Origin of the sequence: Serratia sp. JSRIV001 (genome assembly GCF_019968745.1) — a bacterium.
Lineage (GTDB): Bacteria > Pseudomonadota > Gammaproteobacteria > Enterobacterales > Enterobacteriaceae > Chania > Chania fonticola_B.
Map to the genome: position 1 here is coordinate 1157969 of NZ_CP074147.1, position 21690 is coordinate 1179658.

Sequence of the window (21690 nt, forward strand, 5' to 3'; positions counted from 1 at the left end):
CAGTTTTTTGTCTGGGAGGAAAATGTGAACACTAGTTTTAGCGAGTTCAGCGCTGAAGAAGATGCCGCCAGCGAGTTTGAGCAGCAGGCCTGGTTCGAACACCAGCAACAGCTACATGGGGAAGGCCAACAGGTGTGGGCCTGGCAGTTAACCGGGGCTGTGGATTATGGTCGCTTGGTCAGGGTGCTGGAAGAAACCCAGCGGCAGTTGCCAGGTATCAACGTCCGTTACGTTTATGGTGAGAACGGGCTGTTGCGCAGCAACAATCCGTGTTCACCGCCTGCGGTGACCATCCAAACGATCCGCCATCCCCAAGAAGCTATTGACGCCCTGTTAAGCGCCAAAGCGATACCTTTTGACCTGGAGCAGGCTCCGCCGCTGCGCTTTATGCTGTTTTCCGGCGACAGGGGCGGCATGCTGGGGATGGTGGTGCATCAGATTCTGTCAGCATCACTGGAGTGGCAGGATATACCGCAAAAGGTCAGTGCACTGTACCAGCAACAAGTTGCCTCGCCCTCATCTGAGCCATTCATTATGGAGCAATTGCCGCTACCAGATTGTTCCGCTCGGCAGACCTCGGTGGAGGTCTTGGCGGGGAAAGTGGATTCCCCTGTCACGCAGGGATCTGATGCGGCAATACGGCAACATATCCTGCAAGCCTTCCGCGAGGCGCTCGCCGTGCCCACGATGGGGGAAGATGATGATTTCTTCGATTTCGGCGGGCACTCGCTGATTGCCACGCGAATTATTGGCCGCTTGAAGAGCCAGCAGCATCTTGAGATCAATATCAACGATCTTTTCAGCTACCCCAGCGCGGCTCAACTGGCTCGCTATGCCTATATCGCTAATAACGTGGCCGCTTCGCCGGGTAAGCAAGCGGAGAATTTGGCCTCGCTAAGCCCGCAGGCTCCGTTATCGCTGGCACAACGGTCATTGTGGAAAATCTATCAGGCGTTAGGCTGCGGCGAGGCTTTCAATATTCCCTTTGCGCTGCGCTTTCTCGACCCGATTGATGAAGGGCTTTTCTTCCAGGCCTTCCAGGATATTTTGCTGCGTCATCCGGCTTTGCGCACCCTGTTTGTCGACATTTCCGGCGAGGTTTATCAGCAGATCGTTCCGCCGGAGATGCTCTCTCAGTACGAATGGTTCTGGCATTCGCAGTCTCAGGATGCGCCGCTGGATCAGGCGCTACAGCGCGCAGCCAGCCACCACTTTGAGCTCGACGATGAGTTACCGGTACGAATCACTTTCCTGCGGGATGAGGAAAATGGTCAACAGGTGGTTTCGCTCTTGTTCCACCATATTGTGTTGGACGAATGGTCGGTGAATATCCTGATGGATGAATTGGCCCTGGCGATGGCAAGCCGTTCCGCCGGATCGGCACCGGAGTGGCCGCAGACACCGGCACCGTTCCACGCGTTCGCAATCCAACAGCAACAGGCCGGGGTCAACGATCGACATCTGCAGTTCTGGCTGGAACGTTTGCACCATGCGCCGTCTGGGGCGTCGATTTTCGCCAGCGAAGCGCAACAGGCCGATGCGGCTTCTCACTCCGGCAACTGGGTTGAGTTCAAGTTGGAGCACGCTGTCTCCACCGGGCTTTACCGCCTGGCGAAACAGCAGGGCGCCTCACTGTTTAACGTGGTATACAGCGGAATTGCTGCGGCGCTCCATCTGCTGGGTGGTGCGAAGGATCTGGTCATTGGCACCTCGGCATCTGGCCGTAACGACGCGCAATTTTTCGATACCATCGGTTACTTCACCACCGTCGTCGCCCATCGGATCGGTTTTGCCGACGGCATCACGCTGAACGCGCTGATCGATGACGTAAAGCGGCAGATAAATGATTCACTGCCTTTCAGCGACATCCCGATCGATCTGGTCGAAGAAGGGCTGTTTGGCGATCGGGCGCCGCACGGCAGCCATATGTTTGAGGTCTTCATTCAGCTTCATGCCAAAAATAAGCTTAACGGAGCGTTTAGCTTGGGCGCGGGCCAGCAGATCCGCTTTCGCCAGATCGATCCTGAGAAATCAGAATCGGTGCTGGGGTTGCAGTTTGAGGTGATGGAAGAGCAAATCGACGGCGAGCCTTCTGTGCGCGTCATGTTGAGCTACCGCTCTGACCGCTATTCATGCGATCAGGTCCAGCAGATCGTCCAAACGACACGTCAGGTGTTTGCCGCTATGGCCGATTCCGTCGGTCAACCGGCGCTACGGCTTGATGCGCTACGCCATAACAGGGGGGGATTATGAAGCAGGAACCGTTGGACGATATTCAGCGCATCTATCCGGCCAAAACCCTGGTAGAGCTGGTTTATAGCGCCTCACAGCAGGCTTTGTTTGTCAGCTCTCCCGATTGGGAGGATGAGCGGCAATCCCGTGTACTGCGGATAAATCCGCAAACCCTGGCCGTTGAGAAGGAGATCCCGTTACAGGTCAAAGGGTTTGGCGTGGCGCTGGACGATCGCCGCGGGCATCTTTACCTCTCACAGGGGTTTAACGGCACCGTCGCCGTAGTGGATATTGCCACCAATCGGTCGATCGCCACCATTGCGTTGATGCAGGAGATTGCTTTCCATCAGCTGTATCAACGGGAGGGGATTGTCGGCGAGCGTCAGGCTTTTTTATTACGGGAATTGGCGCGCTTTGGCGTGAGTGAAGGCTTCCCATGGAAGCTGCGGGAGCTGGTTTTCGATCCACGTAGTGAGCGCCTGTTCTTGCCAGGGCTGGGGCTGGGTATCGATAGCGTGCTGTTTGTGGTGGATACCCGCAAGCGTCAGCTGGAGAAGATTATTCACGGTTTCGGCTATAACGTGGTGGGCATCACGCTGGATGAAATGGGGCGCCGCGTCTTCGTTTCTAACATGCAAGGCCAGCTGTTTGTGGTGGACCCAGACAGCTTGGCGGTTGTTTCCCAATGGGAGATCGAAGTCGATCAACTGCTTAATATGGTCTATGACCCACAGCAAAACCGGATCTTCGGTGTCGATCAGGGCATTGACCGCAGCGATTGGCGTAACAATCATCTGGAACGTGAATATGTTGCCCGTAGCGCGGGTCATCAGGTCTTCGTTCTGAACGCCGACAATGGCGACGTTATCGCATGTATGGCAACGGATGAAGTGCCTATCGGCCTGGCATGGGATAGCGAGCGGCAAAGGCTGTACGTCGCCAATCGCAAAGGAGTTCGCGTGGATATTGGCGAAGGCACGCTAACGGTATTTGATACAGCCCGCTATTGCCTGCTGCAGACCATACCTATGGCTCCGCATCCCAACAGCCTGGCGTTTGGTGAGGATAAGCAGTGCCTGTTTATCACCGTCAAAAATGATGAAACCATGATTAAGGCCGGGCTGCCGGAATGTGTTGCCCGTATGCCATTGTGGTAGTGGCCGCAGGTGAAGGGATAAGGGAGGTGAAGTCAATTGCCAAAGCTCAAGCTGCATGGATTCAATAATCTGACCAAGAGTCTGAGTTTTTGTATCTACGATATTTGTTACGCCGAGACGGTAGCCGAGCGCGACGGCTATATCGCTTATATAGACGAGCAATATAATGCCAGCCGTCTGACCGAGATCCTGGTGGAAACCTGTTCGCTGATTGGGGCCAACGTGCTGAGCGTTGCCCGCCAGGACTATGAGCCGCAAGGTGCCAGCGTGACTATTCTCGCCAGTGAGGAGCCGGTCAAGCCAAATGGCGTCAAGCCTCCCCAGCCAGAGTCCGTCGTGGCGCATTTGGACAAAAGCCATATCTGTGTTCATACCTACCCGGAAAGTCACCCTGGGTGTGGGGTTTGCACCTTTCGTGCCGATATCGACGTCTCGACCTGTGGGGTGATTTCGCCGCTGAAAGCCCTCAACTACCTGATCCAGCAGTTGGAGTCAGATATTGTGACGATCGATTACCGGGTCAGAGGTTTTACCCGGGATGTGTATGGGGTGAAACATTACATCGATCATGAGATCACTTCGATCCAAAACTTCATTTCGCCAGAGATAAAGTCGCTATACCAGCTGGTGGATGTGAACGTTTATCAGGAAAATATCTTCCATACCAAGATGTTGCTAAAAGCGTTCGATTTGCATGATTACCTGTTCAGTACCAGGTTGCACACCCTCAGCGAGGCCCGACAACTGGAGATCAGCAAGCTGTTGTGTAAAGAGATGCAGGAGATTTACTCTGGACGAAATATGCCGTAGACGGGGGGATGCCTGCTAACGGACAAGCGCAGGCATCAATTTGCTTGGTGCACTGAAGAAATCAGTCATAGCTGATATTAAACAGTACCGCACTCTTCACTTTTCCGGGGGTTGCGCGCCCGGTTGCATAATACTCATAGCCGATATCACATTGGCTGCGGTTATCGGTAATAACGGCACAGCCAACGCGTGGGGCAGTGCGTAAATCCAGCGGCTTGTCATTCATCAGCAGCCTGATTTCGACGTTTTCGGCCTCGCCGTTCAGCGTATTGACCAGATTGCCGGTATCCGAACTGACCGTCGGCCCATTTCCCAGCGTAATATAGGGCGTGTAGCCATTGGTACAATGCACCCCGCCGATATGGATACTGCCTAGCGAACGGCCATAAGTCATACCGGCTGCGCGTAGGCTCCCCGCCGAGACCTGCGGCATCATCCAGTCGTAGTCCTTGTGTTCTTGCCCCTCGACGCTGTCAAAATAACAGGTCGCGAGCTTGATGGAGCCAGTAACGTTCAGTATGCCAGTCGAGGCGGCTTCAACGCTGTTGCCGCAGCAAATCAGCACCAGCAGAGACAGTATTCTCTGCGTATTTGTTATCTTCATTCTCCACTCCCGGTTATTGGTAAGTGATCATAAACTCTATTTGGGCATCAGCCCTGCCCGCCCGGATGGGGGTTGAGGTTTGAACATAAGTCGCCTTGACGCCCAGGCTGTAATCGCTGCCGCGGTCCTCAAGGAAGGTAATGTAATTTGCCAGATTGATGCTCTGGTTGAATTTGGCCCATTGGTAGTTGCCATTTTCCTGCCTCAAGCTCAGTTGGACACCTACCCCTGAGGCTGCGTCACCGGCGGTGGTGTTCAGTTTCGAGATCCCGCGTTCGGCATCAATAAATCCGTTGCGCGGCGTCAGCTTGAGGCTGATAACATTGGGCTTGAACACGCCGTAAGAGGTTGAACCATAGAAAGCGGGGCAACCCGATAGCACAATCTGAGTCTCGGCGCTGCCTGCCGTGCTGCCGATACCGTTGAACTCATCAGGATAGTGCTCCCCGAGCGGCAGGTAATAATTGTTGCCAACGTTGCAGGTTGCCGGGATTGCCGTCAGGTTGCCCACTATCCTCGCTTGTTGATAGATAAAGCTCTCACCATTGCCGTCGAATGAGGTTTTGAACCTGGGGAGATCGCTACTGCTAATAGTCCCGCTGCCGGTGTTGGCGGCGATTTTAATCATTGCAATATTAAAACTGACTGCGGCATCGTCCTGACCGGTAAAGTTGAAAACGCTGTCGCTGCTGGGTGAAAAGAAGGCAGTAAGCCTACCAGGGAGCTGTAGATGGGCGCCGTTGTTACCATCGGGGGTACCTTGCCACAGGGCTACCCCGACGCCAGAAATATTGGTATTGAACACGGTGGGAAACGTCGCGTCACGGTAACTGGATTGGCCATGGGGAGCACTGATTACGGTGTTAACCAGATCATAAACCCCCGCGCGGCACAGCAGACTGGCACCGTTGCCATTGGTCTGGATACGTTGGGAATAGATGACACTGCCGATGGGAAGATCCTCCCCCACGGTAACATAGCCGCCGATGGTCAATCGGGTATCAAGGGGAGCTTTGACAGCAGAGGAACTATCCCAATCACAACCCGCACTTGCTGCGAGCGCATTCTGCGCATACAGGCCGCCGCAGAGCATCAGTGATATCGCTATTGCTGAGGCGAATATTCTTTTCATGTTGTTTCTCAATTCGTGTGGGCCGTTTGTCATTGGCAGACTCCTTGGATCAACTGTCTGCTGTCTTCAGCGGTGCTTGGCTGCAGCGAATAGTGGATGCTGCAATGCTCTGCCTGACTATCCCCCCATCTCACTTGCAACACGCCTTTCAGGTCGAGATCGCGAGCCACCACCAGGCTGGCCTGGCCGACAACCCCCACGGCGTTGTTCTGCGCATCATAGACGTTGGCAGCGAAGGGCAGTGGGCTACCGTCCGGTCGCTTGGCTCTGATGTAGGTCACCTTGCCGCGTTTGGTTTCATAATCAAGCAGGACCACGGCACCGGCGCGGGGGGCCGTGGTATTGCGGGTAGACAGCAACTCTACGTCCTGTGAACTGCCCTTGGGATCGATATCGACCTGATTGAGATAATAGGGCCGCAGGTAAGGGACGATGGCATAGCCAAAACGGTCGATCTGAACGCCCGGAGCGCTGGTAACGAGAGCGCCTTCAGCACCAGGCGCCCGCACCAGACCGCTTGTTTCGCCAAGTGATTGCCCTAAAGTGATACCGCCACGGTGGGCCACCAGGGCACCATCCATGCTTGCTGAAACCTGCCGGTTTCCCTGCCCATAGCTATAGTTTGCGCCCATATGGGCAAGGGATGATCGGTAGCCAATGCCACCGTTGAAAAAGTTGCTATTGCCTTCGGTATTCCGGCTGGTGCTGACGACATAGTTAAACTGATTCTGTTCACCCATATTGCCTGACAGGCCAATCAGGCCAGTGTTCCCCTTATCGTCGGTAGTGCCGGTAGCATTGAGCGTTGGCGCATGGAGGTTCGAACCTAGCGGTAACGAGAGCGTCAACGCGTATTGGGTTTCCCGCCGATCCGGCGTTCTCTCTTCTGTATTTCCTGTGAGTTGCCCGCTTAGCGTTCGGTTGACCGAGAGGGTATAGCTGAGATTGTGCCAGAAATTGCTATAGCCTAGCTGCAGGCTCTGTTGCGAACGGCTCTGGTTCCAGTAAGAGGTATGATTGCCGGTGGCATACAGGCTTCCCCAGCCTTCTCCCAGTTGCTGGTTGACCGAAAGCGTAAACAGGCTGCGTTGACGGCCATAGGCATCGATATTTCCATTACGCAGGGCCAGATCGCGCAGCTGCACAGCGTCATTCAAGCTCAGGAAACCGTCGGTTGAGTAACGATAAGCGGCCACTGAGAAGCTGGTTTGTGTTTCTGGATACATCTGGCTGAAGCCGATACGATAGCTTTGCCCTGAACGCGGGTGCTGGCCGGGCAACCGGGTTTTCGCCTGGGTGACATCGAATGAGAGGGCGCCGATAAACGTGTTCATAGCGCCACCCAATAAGGCCGAAAGGTACCCTTTGCTGGCGGTCGCGCCGGTGTAGCCGGTAATGAAATTACTCAGGCCCAACTGGTAGGTCAGGCTGCCAAATTCAGGCTTGTTTGCCAACCCATCACTATTCACTTTACCTGCAGCCACTTCGTAGCGGCTTATCCCTGGCCGCAACATTTGAGTCACTGAAGCATAGGGAACCGTGAAGGATCTCACTTGGCCATTGGCCTCTTCTACTTGTACGGTCAATTCCCCTCCATAGCTGGTGGGGTAGAGATCGTCGATCTCGAAAGGCCCTGGAGATACCGTAGTGGTATAGAGCGTGTAACCATTCTGAGTAATGATCACTCTGGCGTTGGTATTGGCTATGCCACGTACTACGGGGGCGTAGCCACGTAGAGCGTCAGGTAGCATGCGGTCATCAGAATAAAGTCTGACCCCTCGGAAACGTATGCCGTCAAACAGTTCGCCACTGGTAAAGGCGTCACCCAGGATCAATTGAGATTGCAGCGCGGTAACATCGCGGCTGATATAGGAAGATGTGCTTTTGTAATCCCCGCCACTCTTTCCCGATGACCAATTGATGCTGCCGTTATTTCGCACGCGCCAAGGGCCGACGTTCAGACCGTTACGCAGCCCGAGATAGCCGTAGGTGTTGCTGTTTTCCCGCTGTCTTGACTGATAAACGTTGGCGTTGTAGTTCACTATCAAGGCGGTTAAGCCATCCTCCCACAGCTCGGGATTGACATAGCCACGCGGTGTCTTGGTGAGGAGCAACTGCGGTATCGTCAACGTCAGCTTTTGCTCGCCGATATCAAAGCTGACGGTGGCCCCGGGCAGGAGTGCACTGAGTGAACCGCAATAGCCCTCTTGCACTAATGGCGCTAATTGTACGGCAGGGATCTGAGCCAACAGTTTCTCTGTGCTCAAATTGAGCAACGAAAAGAAACTGCCCGGATAGCAGGGAAGGGTTTGCAGGTTATTGCCCGGCTGGGCCTTAAACTGGATTTTTTCATTGCCGATCCGCTGGCCATTAAGCTCGATCGCCACGGTGTAGATACCAGGAACAACGACGTTACTGCGGCTGAATTGGGCCGGATCGAATGTTCCGACCTTACCGCCAGGGAAAAAACTGGGGTCGAATGTCACTTCTTCCGGCGTGTCTGCCGCATAGCTGGAAGTGGCCGAAACCATGGCGCATGAAAGAAACCACTTCAGCGTGGTCTTTATTGTCGGTTTACACCTAGTCATAGCATCCTTGATGACTCAGATAAGCCAATACTCTGAAAAAGGGTTATGTCAGTGGCCTAACGGGTATGTTTTTTCAATAAAAGCCCCGTAGTCATTAATCGCCTTGGTGATTACGCTATTTGGCGGCGCCGCAATGACCTTGTTATCGCGTTTTAGTTGAAAGGTTTGCTCTGAGAAGGGGGCGATCATACCGCCATCAGTGCCGGCTACCGAGGCGATGCCATAGCCAGATAACTGCACGGAGGCATAGCTGATATGGTATGGCGTGGGGTTTTTAGCGAGCAGTTTTTCCCCTTGCCGTTGCCAACTCACCTTATCCAGGGTTTCCAATGACAGCCCTGGCAACGTGGAAGGGCGGTAAAATACCTTCAGGCGGTTGCGATAGGCGATGGAGAGGTAATTCTGATCCCCTTTCGACTGGGGAGGGACTTCAAGCACGTTGATCCAATATAGCGTCTCGCGGTCGGTGGCGTGGCTTACCAGCTGCGTTGAGGTAATACGTAAGGTTTGCGTCTTGGCGGGCTCAACTCGTGAAACCGGAGGCATGATCATAAAAGGAACATCGCTGTCCTCAGGGGCTGAATTCGCATCGCCTGCATCTATCCAGGATTGAACCAATAGCGGAAAACGGCTTTTATTTTCCAGCTTCAGCGTGACTTCTTTGGCATCACTTGGGTAGATCACGCGCGTACCAGATATGACAATACCGGCATACAAAGAGGAGGAAAAAAATCCGCTTAACAGCAGCGATAGCAGTAGCCAATATTTTTTAATCAAGCGCATAACAATCTCGTCAGTATAGACGTGGCAAATATGGCCCTGTGGTAACAGGGCCATAACCTATTCAGTCAGGTTTTATTGATAAACGATGCTGTATTTAACCGTAGAGGCAACTTGGCCTGGGCCTGCCGCGCCACCCACAGCAACATACTGGCCAAAGTAGGTATATTCGGCAGTTTGATTGACGATGGTTTTCGGCGCATGGTTGTTATTGCCGGATACCAGGTTGATCGGGCTGTTGGTTTCGCCGTTCAGAATTTGTACCTGAACATTGGCCGCAGGATCGGTTGCTGAAGTATTTTTCAACCAACCGGTCGCACTATCGATAGCCGGGCTAGTTGGTTCAAAATACACTGAAGCAATCTTACCGTTGGTGCAGTTTAAATCAGAAGGGCCGCCCAGTCTGATGGTAAACGGCGCAGGCTTGGCTGTGGCACCGGCAAAGCTTAATTCACTGGCACTGACCGTTTCCAAAGGCACGTTCAGATCGACAGCACCATTTGGCGTCTGGTCGTTGATCAGGCAGGTTGCGTCAGTGACTTCACCGGTGAAATTGATATTACCACCCGCTACGGTGATGGCGGCAGAAGCCGGAACTGCGGCAAAGCCGCCGATAGCCAGTGAGAGAGCCATTACTAATGTGGTTTTTTTCATTGCATATGATCCTTGTTAATTATCCTTAAAATACTCTGAACGTTACATGGAGTAACAACAGAGCCGTCATTTCACTATGGCAGTGAAAATACTGTTCCCTTTTTTGGCGGTGATAAACAATCAAATCATATTTTTTTTATATACAGCGGAGTTACAGAAGCCCCACGTAAGGTATATCCTTTTCCTCGCGAGCTTTTAATAAAGTCATCGGCGATACCAATTTTACTTAACCTCGCCTTAAGCTCGGAAATAACTTGGGTCAATCTGGTGGTTGAGGAGGAGAGGTTATAATTCTCCCAAACCTGTACCAGTAACTCCTGGTTGGAAACATAGCCACAGTTGGCGTGTGCCAATAGATATATCAGTAAGCGCAGCATTGTTTCACGCAGTTTTAGATAGTTGGTAAATCGGTCGTCACCATGCTGGTGGTACTCTATCGTGTTATAGAGTTTGATTACGGAACCCGATTTGATATCTACCTGATACTCATCATTGATGATGTAACCAAAAAGCAATAACCCACTCTCACTCGTCTTGGTGATAGGGGTTGCTACATATTTAATTTGAATCGTATCATCCATTATCAACTCCGCCGCATCCGCTGCTAAAACTGTCTGGCTCTGACTTCGTTAATTGGAACTGTCATTTCCACACATTGGCTTTATATATTATTGCCTGAAGACTTAATGTCAATTCATAAGAATAAAAAAATAACCGAAATAAAAAGAATTTAAATCTTTTTATTGGATGCTTTTTGATATTTTCGTTTGTTTTTGTCTGTTTATTGGTTGTATTTTGATGTTTAATGTTATTGCTGTAGGGAATTTAATGCATAAGCATAATATGCTGTTTTGGTGGCGTTATTGCCTATTGTTTTTGTTTTTTCTTTTAAAAGTCGCGGAGTGAAGTCAAGTTGAAATAGTCTGCGAAACTGACGGATTTTGTATTCGGAGGAATCCTAATGACTTTTTATCTTATATTTTATTCTTGCCATTCGCAAGTAGGATAAATCGCAATAATAACAGGTGTGTATAGATGTTGAACATATCTATGTTTTTTTATTTATGATTTTAGTATTGGTGGGGCACGCATACCTTGTGTGGATGATAAGCAGGCCGAATAGAGGAATTCGGCCTGGTGATATCGGAGAGGTCTTAGAACAGCACTGAGTAGTTCAAACCAAAGGTGCGGCCACGGCCTTTATAGCTGTACAACTCCGGCGCGCCGTAGGTTGGGCTATACAGGATTGGCGCACGTTGGCCCCACACGGTGGTGTAGTCTTTGTCCAACAGGTTCTCTACGCTGAAGCTGACCTTGCCGACCGGCAGGGCATAGCTGCTGAGGACGTCAATGGTGTTATAGCCGTCGAGCTTGCGGCCCTGGCTGTCGGAAACGTCGAAGGTCTGCTGCGACTGCACGCGCACCGTCCAGTCACCCGGTGCCCAGTTGACGTAAGCGGTGGCTTTCGACGGGCTGGCGGTGTCGACGGTCAACTTCTCCCATTTGCCATCGGTCTTGGTTTCGGACTTGATCAGGTTGAAGGTGGCACCGGTGCTCCATTCGCTGTCGTCGAAGAAGTAGTCCACCGCGCCTTCCATGCCATAAATCCGACGTTTGTCAGCGTTCATGTTGATGGTCATGTCGGTTTTGTTGATGGTGATGGTCTTGTCTGACAGGGAATAGTAGGCCGCAACCTGGGTACGCAGATTGTCGCCATTGTAGCGCCAGCCCAGCTCGTAGGAGTCAACCTTGATGCCGTCCAGCTTGGAGTCATTGACGTTGACACTTTTTTGCAGCTGATAGTGGCCATTCACCAGCTTATAGGTGCCGGAGCCGTAATACTTGGCCAGATCCGGGATCTCAAACCCTTGTGAGAAGTTGAACCAGGTCTGCTGGCGTTCTGTCAGATGGGCCAGCAAACCGGCGTTGAACAGCGCGTTATTGTAGTCGGTTTTACCGCCCGGCACGGCATCGGCAGAGGTCGCCAGGCCGTTGGCGATCCCTTGTTGCTGTGCGTAGCCAACAAAATCATCCACCTTGTTTTCGGTGTACTGGTAGCGCACGCCGCCGCTCAGGGTAAACATCGGATCGATGTCGTAGCTGGCCTGCATGAACGGTGCCAGATTGGTAGTGGTATAGCTCGGATAGCGGCCGACGTTGTAGGCATTTTGCAGCGTCATACCGCCAGACTGCTGGGCCTGCACCAGATTGAAGAACTGCTGGTTGGCATTGAAGCTTTCATGGTCGGCATCAAAGCCGTAGGTCAGCGTCAGGCTATCGATCGGTTTGCTGTTCAGGGTCAGCTTGCCGCCGTAGAAGTCGGTTTTCTGTTGCGAAGCGCCGATGCTGGTTACCTTGCCGCCACTCAGGGTCGGGAACGGATAGAAGGTCAGCGATTCATCACGATAATACACCTGCGCCACCAGATCCTGGCCCCAGAAATCGGTGTTGGAGTATTGCAGGTTGATCAGATGGCGCTCGGTGCCTGGAATGCGATCCGAATCCAGATTGCCGCTGTTGTAGGCTTGCCCCTTGCCGGTCACCGCCGAGAAGTTTTGCCCCAGATACAGGCCGTGCTTACCGTCTGACTCACTGTTGAAATATTGCGTGGTCAGCTGCAACTGCTGGTGATCGTCGATGTTGATGGTGCCGGTGCCCATCAGGTCAATACGATCGGAATATTGCAGGCCGGTTTGGGTGTTGTCGATCAGCACCTCGTCGCCTTTGCCGTCATACCAGCCGCCGTAACGCTGATAGGAAACCGACAGGCGCCCGAAAGCCTTATCGGTGCCGCCGCTGACCGCTGCCGCCACGTTTTCATCGTGATCGCTGCTGCTGTTAAAGCCGGTTTTACCGCCAAGCTGCAGCTCAACCTGTTTTTCTTCCTGGCCCTTCTTGGTCACAATGTTGACCAGGCCACCGGTGCTGCCGCCGCCGTACAGCGAGGTAGCCCCGGAAATCACCTCAATATGGGCGATGTTGAACGGATCGATTGAATCTAGCTGGCGGCTGTCGCTGCGCGATGAGTTCAGGCGCACGCCGTCGATCATCACCATCATCGAGCGGCCACGCAGGTTCATGCCGTAGTTGGTACGGCCCTGGCTGCTGACGTCCATGCCCGGGATCAGCTGCGACAGCACATCCTTGATCTCTTTACCGCCCTGCACCTGCTGCTCAATTTCCTGGCCTTCGATCACCCAGGTGGTCTGGGCCATTTCCGCTACGCTGCGGTGAGAGCGGCTGGCGGAAACCACCAGTTGGTCATCATTTTTTTGTTCTTCTGCCCAGGCCGTTGGTGCGAGCATGGCCAACAGGCAAGGGTTTAGTACCCAGAGGTGTCTGCGTTTCATTGTTGTTCAAACGTTTCCATGGTTAGTTAAAGTTAAAGATGGCGTCGTGTGCAGTTTGGGCGGTGACCGCTGCCTGCTGGCTACGCCATTGGATCACAGCCGGGGTGGACGTTAAGTCGAACTGGTCGCGTCCTAATGCCCGGTTGAGAATACGGGCCGAACGCCAGGCCATCAGGCTGAGCTGGGGTTCGGCAATGCCATGACTGTGCATGCCGGCGTTGACGGCAAACAGACAGTTTTCGCTCGGACCCTGCCATTCCAGGGTGAAATCCGGCGTGATGCGATACTCATCGTTCGCCGTGGTCAACAGGCGATTGGCTAGCGGTGCGAGAAACGCCGGGCGGTCTTGCTGATAACCGGTGGCGAAGATCACCACGTCGCAGTCGAAGGTTTCCTTGCCCTGATCGAGATGGTGATGGGTGACCAGCTGATAGCCATTGCCGGATGCGTGCATCGCGGCCAATGAACGGCTAGGCAGCAGGTGGGCCCAAGGCTTTTCACGTAATACCTCAAAGCGGTGATACATCGCCCGGTAAATCGCCAGCAGCGATCCGCTGGTGATGCCGTCCGACGTCATTTTCTGTTCGGTCAGCATGCGCTGTTTGGCGCTGTCGCTCAGGGTGTAGAAGCTTTCTACATATTCTGGCGTGAAGTATTCATTGGCGAAGGCGGCCTCATCCAGCGCGTTGTAATTGTTGCGGCGCGAGATCCAGTTCAACTGCTTGGGCTGGCCCCACTCGGCGCGGAAAATATTCAAAAACAGATCGGCACCGCTTTGGCCGCCGCCGATCACGGTGACGCGTTTGCCGGTAAGATCCGGGTTACGCAGGCTCATTTCGCTGGCATGGAAGCAGCGATCGTTCTGCTCGCTGACGCAGTCCGGCAGCTTGGGCCGCTTGCCTATCCCCAAGCAGATATGGCGAGCCCGGTAGACATCACGCTGGGTGGTGACAACAAATTGGCGTTGCTGGTCGTCAAAATCCACGCTGCGGATATCTTGGCTGAACTCGAGCGTCTCCAGCCCGTTAGCCGCCCAATCGAGATAGTCGGCGAACTCTTCGCGGGAGACCGTGCGCTGCTCGGTGGTCAGGAAGCGGTAGAACTTCTTCCTTTTCACCAGGTAGTTGAGAAAGCTGTACGGGTTGGTCGGCGAAACCGCGCTGACCAGATCCTTGAGGAAACTGGTCTGCATATGGCAGTCCGGCACCATCATGCCCGGGTGCCAGGAGAAGTGCGGTTTGCGTTCGAAAAACTTGCTGTTAAAGCCGGTAACCTCACTGCCAAGTGCGGCAATGCTCAGATTGAATGGGCCGACGCCGATGCCGATGAAATCCAGAGGCTGATTCATTGGGCAAACTCCTTGGAGACCAAATAAAGAGGGTTATCCAGATCTTGCAGATAGTTCGGCAACATGCGGCTGCCGCCATCCTGCTCTGAATAGGTGAGTTTCACCGGGTTGAGTACCACGCGAATAATCTGTGGTTTGAAAAGGTCGAACAGGGCAAAGCGGTCGGCCAACTGCGGATGCTGCGCCATATAGCGCTCCAGCACCTGTGCCAGCACTTGATAGAAACGCGGTTCGCTTATGCCGCAGCCGCTCATCAGCGGCGAAATGAAGCGCAGCACGGTGACGAAGTGCCCGGTTTGCAGGTCATGGATCAGATAGTCGGCAGGCAGGCGCACCGTGACGTCTTTTACCACCTGCGGCAGTGACGCGGCCTGTGGGAAGTCCTGATCCACCAGGCGCATATCGCCCTGGAAATCTTTTAGCAGCACCCGTTGCGGCACATGGTCTTTCATCACCAGCGTGATGTTCTGGCCATGGGCGATCAGTGCCACCCCGTAGCAGCACATCAGGTGGTACATCGGCAGCACCACCGCTTGGAACATTTGGGTCAGCCACGCCTCTGCGCTCAGGCCGGAACGGGCAATATAGGCGGCAATCAGCGGCTCACCCTGATTGTCGGTTTCCATCAGCGTTGCCATCAGGATCGCCTGCTCGTCCGGTTGCAGATAACAGGACGGGTTTTCACGCCAGATCACCCCGAGCATTTCCTGATAACGGTAGGGAGCCTTGGGCAGCGCGCCGTAGGTTGGGTGGGCCAGATAGCCCGCCGCCGGTTCACCCAGGATCTGGGCGCCGCTGGCCTGCAAGGTGCTGTCACCAGCGAAAATCTGCTGTAACCAGCGTGAAGCCGCAGGCCCGGCGCTGATGTACTTGCCCGGAATGCCGCGATAGCAGGAGGTGTTGTAAATGGTCAGCGGCAGCTTGATATCGAAGGGCACCCGGCGGCTGGTATTGGTCAAGGTGCGCAGGGACTGCTGAGCCAGATAGCGATCGCCAAACTCGCCCAGCTCAACCAGTTCACCGCTGGCCAGTTGTGGCAGGAAATGCAGCGCAATTTTTTGCTGCCATTGCCATGGGTGCAGCGGCACCGGCAGCCAGTCGTTGTCCAACTTCAGGTCGTGCCAACGGCGGTCAAAGCGTTGGCGTTCCCCGCTGTCCATCGCGCTGTTGAGCAAGTTTTCTAGCGGGAAGTCCTCGTCAATGCACCAGACAAAGCTGCTGCGTTTGGCGGCCACCCAGTGCAGCTGGAACTGGCCCTGATATTCTGGCGCATATTGTTGCAGCGCCGTCAGCCCCCAGCCACGGCGCCCCTTGTTGAAGACGAACTTCGGGTGGCCTGCCAGCAGGCATTGCAGCGCGTCGGCATCCAGCGCAATCAGAGCGTTGGCGCTCATCCCGTGGCGAGCGGTGAGTAACTGCATGTCACCGCGTAGGGTGGCGTACAGATCTTCCAAATGTTCGGCGATCTGTGCGTCGTCCATCTTCAGCACCTGCGCCAGCTGCCGCAGCGTTTGATCGGCGGCCAGCGGCAGGCGATCGCAGCTCAGGCTGTTGGCGTCGATGTGCAACCAACCCCAGATCCCGCGTTTGGCGTTAAAGCTGTAAGTCGCGTCACCGAGGGCTATTTGCCATTGGCCGCCGTGTTCCTCGGCCTGCAAGGTGCGCTCGTACTCCAGTTCCGCCAGGATTTTTGCGGTCATCTGCAGGTTAACGCGTTGCCAATCGGCGTAATCGTGGCGGCTCATACCTGTCCCTCACGGAAGAAGTCATCACGCTGGTTCACGATCAGCCGTGAACGCTTATGGGGGAAATCAAACTCTTTCAGCGTGTGGTAGCCAGCAGTGGGCAGATGGCGGAACAGCCGCTGATTGTCTGCGCGTGGCTCGGCCACGACGCGAGTGGTGCGGGGTTCATCCAGGTATAAATAGTGGGTCAGGCCACGTAGCCAGCTGCGGATGTACTGCGCGCCACGCCAGTCCTCTTCACCGACCAGCATGTGCAGGCCGCGATCGAACGGCTGCCAGCGATAGTGGCGGCCAATGCGATCTTCGGGTGCCCAGTAAACTTCGAAATAGCCAAACGGCTGGTCGTCTAAGCAGCCCAGCAGCGGGTAGCAATAGCTGGAATCCAACTGGCGCTGTAAATAGGCGGCCTGAACCTCGAGCGGACCACTCATTTCCCAGAAGGCGTCAACGCGGGGGGAGTTCATCCAACGGGTGAACTGCTCGGCGTCGCGTTCCACTTCGGGCAAACGGAAACTCAAGCTGCGCTTGATTTGTGGATCGTAGCGGCGATAAACCTCACCGCTAGGTCTGGCAGGGCGCTGCGGGAACCACAGCTCGCGCTCGGCGTCGTATTGCATCTGGCCGCCAGCGGTTTGGCGTTCGGCGATCAGCCACAGCGGCAACTGATAGAAGGTTTCACGGGCCAGGTAATCACCGCAGGCCTGGGCGAACAGTGCCAGAGCCTGTAGTTCCTCGCGCCATTCGGCATAGGGCAGGGCAATGCCGCTCAGCTGTGGAGCCGCGATCAGCAACTGATCCAATGCCTGGATCAACCAGCCTGCCGGTAGTGAGCCTGGATAATGCAACGCAGCGCTGCCGTCCAATCCCAGGCTAAGGGACAGGTTTTTCCCCAGCAGTTCGCAGCGGAATCCGCTGGTGGCGTGAACAATCTTGGCAACGGGCATCATTGGGCGGCCTCCACGCGCAGCGGATTGGTGAAATCAAAGTAGATCACCGCCGGATCGACAATGGTGTTCTCATTGTGATCGTGCAGATAGCAGAAGAAGTTGCCCTTGCAGTTCCAATGTTGGCTGTCGAGCACATAGTCCAGGCAGCGGGTATTTTTCGCCGTGTTACGCAGCGTGGTTAACGCATCCCGTACTCGTCTCATCAGGCTCTCTTCACTGTCGAACCCTGCTGCCGCCATTGCGGCGGTCACGGCCAACGTAGAATTCACCAGCAGGTAGTAAGGGAAGTAGCGCAACAGCTGCTGCTCGCTAAAGCGGTTCTCCGCTTCGGCTTCGCCGATTTCATCCAACCAAGGCGTGGCATCGCGGGTAAAGCCGCTGCCCTGACAATCGCGGTACAGCATGCCCACCGGCAAGTCTTGCTGCATTTCCACCAGAATGTTTTGCTGATGGGCCAGCAACACCAGGCCGTAGTCGGCTTCGGCGCTGAACAGCGGTAGCAGCACCTGCTGGCAGTAAGCATCCAGCCAGCAATGGGCGGCCTGCTGCAACGGTAAGTTCAGGCGGGCAGCCAGGCGGCGCACTGCCGCAGCTAATAGGCTATCGCCACCGTCTGGCGCTGCCTGTGTCAGGGTAACCAACACGTTGGTCTGGTTCTGTGCCTGGCCGAACAGCAGGTTATCGCGCAGCGCCATCAGGCTCTCTTCCTGGATCGTGCCGTCTGCGGAACGTAACCCGGCCCAGCCATCTTCCTGCATCACACGCATCGTTGGGTAACGAGCTTGCAACTCCTGCCAGCGGGAGGTCTGTGCCAGGCGTGCCAGACGCATGCCACGCTTCACTTCTTTGACCGACAGGGTACGCACCGAGTTGGTTAACCGTACGCTAAGGGAAAACTTGATCATGTCGCGGCTACCCGCGTGATACAGCGAACGTGAAGAGCTGGTTGGCAGCCAACGCTCACCGGCCTCACCCAGAACGCTCAGCTTGTGCTGTTCGACCAACTCGCGGCACCAGCTTTGTGCCAGCAGATAATCGGCCTGCCACGGATGCATCGGCAGCAGCCAGACGTCATCGGTAAAATGGCCTAACAACTGCGGCGCGCTTTCTGCGGCAAAGCGCTGCAGGCGCTGCTGTAACGTTAGATCCAGGCTGTCACCACACAGGTGGTGTTTATCTACCGCAAACCAGCGTAGGGGGAAGCTGCCTGCGAAATCTGGCAGATAGCGCTGTGCCTGCTGTTGATCGAAGGGCTCATGGGATTTCGGAGCCGGGTGGAAGGCATGGCCAGCTAATAACCCCTGTTCTGCCTGAGCAAAATTCAGCGGCTGGTCACGTAGCTTTGGCCAGTCCAGCCGGATGGCGATCGACTGTTGGGTATTGTCATGACTTTCCAGCACTCGCTGGCGAAAGCGTGCCAAAACCTCCTCACCCAGATGGCCTTTTATCGCCGGTTTGGCCAGCAACAACGTAACCAACCGCTCAAAACTCAGCGCTTCACCGTTGCCATTCAGGCTGGCGGGGAACTGATATTGATGATGTTGGGTTGGCGAGATGTGCCGTAATGGAATGCGAATGAACTGGCTATCCGAAAGTGGGAGATGTAGCTGAGGTTGTTGGCTATCGGTTGCCGGAACGATGTGCCAGTCCCGGGTTTCACGCATTAGTGCGTTGAGGAAACATTGCGCTGCCACATCGGTTGCTGCGCTTGCTAACTGGATGGTCATGACCCTTGTCACTCTGGAGCGATTGAGAATGATTCTTATATCAATAGTTCTTATTATTATCAATCACCGCATGATACAATTTTTTGATTAATTACACATAAAAACATCATTTTTTTAACGGTTATTTTACTTAATGCGCTTATTTTCGGGTTCAAAAATCGTTGCAATTGGTAATGATTCTCCTTCAAACTGGCCGCTGGCGTTTTGTGCCGGGCTATTGGGCATTGGGCAAAATGGCTTGCTGGTCGCATTACCCGTGTTGGTCAGCCTGACCCAGCTCTCGCTGTCGGTGTGGGCTGGCTTGCTGACGCTGGGATCGATGTTATTTCTGGTCGGCTCTCCCTGGTGGGGGCGACAGGCAGAAATTCGCGGCTGTAAATACGTGGTGCTTATGGCCCTGGCGGGTTACCTGCTCAGCTTTGTGTTATTGGCCTTGGCCGTGTGGGGGCTGGCTGCTGGCTGGCTGCCTGAAATGGCGGGGCTGGGTGGCTTGATTGTGGCGCGCATTATCTACGGCCTGACGGTATCGGGCATGGTGCCCGCCAGCCAGACTTGGGCGCTGCAACGCGCTGGGTATGAACAACGTATGGCGGCGTTGGCCACTATCAGTTCCGGCCTGAGCTGTGGCCGGTTGCTTGGCCCGCTGTGTGCGGCCCTGGCGCTGTCTTTGCACCCGATGGCTCCGCTGTGGTTGATGGCGATTGCGCCGTTGATCGCGCTGTTGGTGATCTGCCGCCAGCATAACGATCCTCCGCTGCCTGCTGTGGCACATCAGCAAAACCGCCTGCGGCTGACGATGATGCCCTATTTATTGTGTGCGTTGCTGCTGGCGGGCTGTGTCAGCCTGATGCAGTTGGGCTTGGCTCCGCATTTGCAGCAGCTGTTCAGTCATTCGGCGACGACCGTCAGCCACCATGTGGCGGTATTGCTCAGCGTGGCGGCAGGTTGCACGTTGTTGGCGCAGTTTTTGGTGGTGCGACCGCAGCGCCTTACTCCGCCGCAGCTACTGATGGTTGCCGCTTGGTTGATGATCGCTGGCTTGGGGCTGATGTGTACCGCTCCGCTGGCGCTGTTTTATCTTGGCTGTGCGCTGGCTTCGTTTGGGGCCGCGATGGCGACGCCGGGCTATCAACTGATGCTGAACGATAAGTTATCTACCGGCAAAGGGGCGGGAGCGATCGCCACCAGCCATACACTGGGCTACGGCGCGAGCGCGCTGATGGTGCCGGTGGTGAGTAAATTTTACGGTGAGTCGCAGTTGGTGGCGGCGGCACTGGTAGCCGCCGTCCTGTTGGGCGGCATTAGCAGCTGGCTATGGTGCCAGCATCGAATGGCAGACATTGCACGGGAGAGTGAGTGATATGTCCGCAAGCTATCGCATCTTTGATCTTACCTTGAAGCACAAGGAAAACGTTTCCCCCTCGCTGCTGCGCTGCGTGTTTACCGGCCCAGAGGTCCAGCGCATGAAGTTGGAAGCCCCGGATCAGCGGATCAAGCTGTTGTTCCCGGTAGCGGAAGGGCCGATCCAGCCGTTGGCGAATAGCGACGATTGGTACCGTAACTACATGGCGATACCGAAGGAGCAACGGCCCGTGATGCGTACCTACACGTTGCGGGCATTGCGTGCTGCTGAGAATGAAATGGACGTGGAGTTCGTGCTCCATGGCATTAATGGCCCGGCCTCTGCCTGGGCAACGCATGCCGTTGCGGGAGATAAACTGCAGGCTGTAGCGCCGAATGCCGATTTTGCTGAGGACAGCGGCGGCTATGAGTGGGCCCCTCCGGCGCAAACCCGGCAGGCGCTGCTGATCGCCGATGAAACGGCACTGCCGGCGGCGATGGGTATCCTCGAGCAGTTGGCGCAGCAGGTTAACCCGCCGCGTGTGCAGGCTTTCTTCGAAGTGCCGGTAGCGGGGGACTGCCTCGATATGGCGCACTTCCCGTTTGCCGAGGTTTACTGGCTGCCACGGGACGTTGGGCATCAGCAACTGCATGGCACGCTGCTGGTGGAGGCGGTGCGTCAGCGAGTTAACATCCCCGCCTCGGCACGGGCTGAAGCGCAGTCTCTGGCTGAAAACAGCCTCGGCGGGGATTTGCTGTGGGAGCGTGCCGAAGGGGCTAAGACCTTTTACGCCTGGGTGGCTGCTGAGTCTTCGGTGGTGAAAACGTTGCGACGTTACCTGATTGGCGAACGCGATCTGGACCGTTCCACGGTGAACTTTATGGCGTACTGGTGTTAAGTTTCTGAGCCTACTAAATTGCTTTGTCTAATAGCGCTACAGGTGGAAGTCATGCAGATCACCGACACGCCGTGAACCCGTCCCTGGGGGCTCGAATCGCGCATCCATGCGCTCAACGGTCGGTTAACCTGCATGACTCCCACCTGTTTCAGGCTTAATGTGTCGCGGTATAAACACCGTTATCTTACAGCCTATGCCATCAGCGGGATCTCTGTGTCCTCACCATTCTCCAATTTAGCCAGCCAGTGATCAGCTTCTTCCATTGTCAGAAAGTTACCTTCGGTTTGGTAGGTTTCCCATGCTTGTAACAGATCCAAATGCAAGCGTTGTCTGGGGTCATCATCAACTTTGATCGGGGTTATCGTCGCCATAAGTC

The 21690-nt window shown here is 54.9% G+C and carries 17 protein-coding genes; 5 read left to right on the plus strand and 12 right to left on the minus strand.

Going from position 1 to position 21690, the window contains the following annotated elements; genetic code table 11:
- The first annotated feature begins 24 nt into the window (after positions 1-24).
- From KGP17_RS05120 to speD, 3 genes are read left to right on the plus strand one after another with little or no spacing between them, the layout of a single operon-like run.
- Positions 25-2253, plus strand: a complete 2229-nt coding sequence (locus KGP17_RS05120) for a condensation domain-containing protein (protein WP_223498957.1) — start codon at positions 25-27, stop codon at positions 2251-2253.
- Positions 2250-3389, plus strand: coding sequence for a YncE family protein (locus KGP17_RS05125; RefSeq protein WP_223498958.1), 1140 nt, complete (start codon positions 2250-2252; stop codon positions 3387-3389). Before KGP17_RS05120 ends, KGP17_RS05125 begins: the two co-directional genes overlap by 4 nt.
- Positions 3390-3425: 36 nt before the next feature.
- The gene (gene speD / locus KGP17_RS05130; RefSeq protein ID WP_223498959.1) at positions 3426-4199 is read left to right on the plus strand and encodes an adenosylmethionine decarboxylase; all 774 of its coding nucleotides are present in this window, start codon (positions 3426-3428) and stop codon (positions 4197-4199) included.
- Positions 4200-4260: 61 nt separating this feature from the next.
- On the opposite strand, the gene KGP17_RS05135 is transcribed toward speD, so the two are convergent.
- From KGP17_RS05135 to KGP17_RS05185, 11 genes are all read right to left on the minus strand, one after another.
- Positions 4261-4803 carry a fimbrial protein gene (locus KGP17_RS05135; RefSeq protein WP_021805622.1) on the minus strand — a complete coding sequence of 181 codons (543 nt, stop codon included), beginning with the start codon at positions 4801-4803 and terminating at the stop codon, positions 4261-4263.
- Positions 4804-4816: 13 nt separating this feature from the next.
- Positions 4817-5935 (minus strand): fimbrial protein, encoded by a 1119-nt coding sequence (locus KGP17_RS05140; RefSeq protein WP_223498960.1) that lies wholly within the window; start codon positions 5933-5935, stop codon positions 4817-4819.
- A 29-nt stretch (positions 5936-5964) separates the two neighbouring features.
- Positions 5965-8523, minus strand: a complete 2559-nt coding sequence (locus KGP17_RS05145; protein WP_223498961.1) for a fimbria/pilus outer membrane usher protein — start codon at positions 8521-8523, stop codon at positions 5965-5967.
- A gap of 48 nt (positions 8524-8571) precedes the next feature.
- Complete coding sequence (locus KGP17_RS05150; RefSeq protein WP_223498962.1) at positions 8572-9306, minus strand: molecular chaperone; 735 nt, start codon at positions 9304-9306, stop codon at positions 8572-8574.
- Positions 9307-9378: 72 nt separating this feature from the next.
- Positions 9379-9957 carry a fimbrial protein gene (locus tag KGP17_RS05155; RefSeq protein WP_223498963.1) on the minus strand — a complete coding sequence of 193 codons (579 nt, stop codon included), beginning with the start codon at positions 9955-9957 and terminating at the stop codon, positions 9379-9381.
- Positions 9958-10082: 125 nt separating this feature from the next.
- Positions 10083-10538 (minus strand): helix-turn-helix domain-containing protein, encoded by a 456-nt coding sequence (locus KGP17_RS05160; protein ID WP_223498964.1) that lies wholly within the window; start codon positions 10536-10538, stop codon positions 10083-10085.
- A 573-nt stretch (positions 10539-11111) separates the two neighbouring features.
- The gene (locus tag KGP17_RS05165; protein WP_223498965.1) at positions 11112-13307 is read right to left on the minus strand and encodes a TonB-dependent siderophore receptor; all 2196 of its coding nucleotides are present in this window, start codon (positions 13305-13307) and stop codon (positions 11112-11114) included.
- A 22-nt stretch (positions 13308-13329) separates the two neighbouring features.
- The gene (locus tag KGP17_RS05170) at positions 13330-14655 is read right to left on the minus strand and encodes a lysine N(6)-hydroxylase/L-ornithine N(5)-oxygenase family protein (protein ID WP_209523802.1); all 1326 of its coding nucleotides are present in this window, start codon (positions 14653-14655) and stop codon (positions 13330-13332) included.
- Positions 14652-16400, minus strand: a complete 1749-nt coding sequence (gene iucC, locus KGP17_RS05175; RefSeq protein ID WP_223498966.1) for an aerobactin synthase IucC — start codon at positions 16398-16400, stop codon at positions 14652-14654. The genes KGP17_RS05170 and iucC overlap by 4 nt, the downstream gene beginning before the upstream one ends.
- Positions 16397-17347 carry a GNAT family N-acetyltransferase gene (locus tag KGP17_RS05180; RefSeq protein WP_223498967.1) on the minus strand — a complete coding sequence of 317 codons (951 nt, stop codon included), beginning with the start codon at positions 17345-17347 and terminating at the stop codon, positions 16397-16399. Before KGP17_RS05180 ends, iucC begins: the two co-directional genes overlap by 4 nt.
- Positions 17344-19074 carry an IucA/IucC family siderophore biosynthesis protein gene (locus KGP17_RS05185; protein ID WP_223498968.1) on the minus strand — a complete coding sequence of 577 codons (1731 nt, stop codon included), beginning with the start codon at positions 19072-19074 and terminating at the stop codon, positions 17344-17346. Before KGP17_RS05185 ends, KGP17_RS05180 begins: the two co-directional genes overlap by 4 nt.
- 133 nt (positions 19075-19207) lie before the next feature.
- Between KGP17_RS05185 and KGP17_RS05190 the strand changes: the two genes are divergently transcribed.
- Together KGP17_RS05190 and KGP17_RS05195 are read left to right on the plus strand one after the other, a co-directional pair.
- On the plus strand, positions 19208-20434 hold the full coding sequence (locus tag KGP17_RS05190; protein WP_115158555.1) for an MFS transporter: 1227 nt from the start codon (positions 19208-19210) through the stop codon (positions 20432-20434).
- A gap of 1 nt (position 20435) precedes the next feature.
- On the plus strand, positions 20436-21314 hold the full coding sequence (locus KGP17_RS05195; RefSeq protein ID WP_179249125.1) for a siderophore-interacting protein: 879 nt from the start codon (positions 20436-20438) through the stop codon (positions 21312-21314).
- 191 nt (positions 21315-21505) lie between these two features.
- Here KGP17_RS05195 and KGP17_RS05200 read toward each other — a convergent pair whose 3' ends face one another.
- Positions 21506-21685 (minus strand): transcriptional regulator, encoded by a 180-nt coding sequence (locus KGP17_RS05200; protein ID WP_179249124.1) that lies wholly within the window; start codon positions 21683-21685, stop codon positions 21506-21508.
- Positions 21686-21690 lie beyond the last annotated feature (5 nt).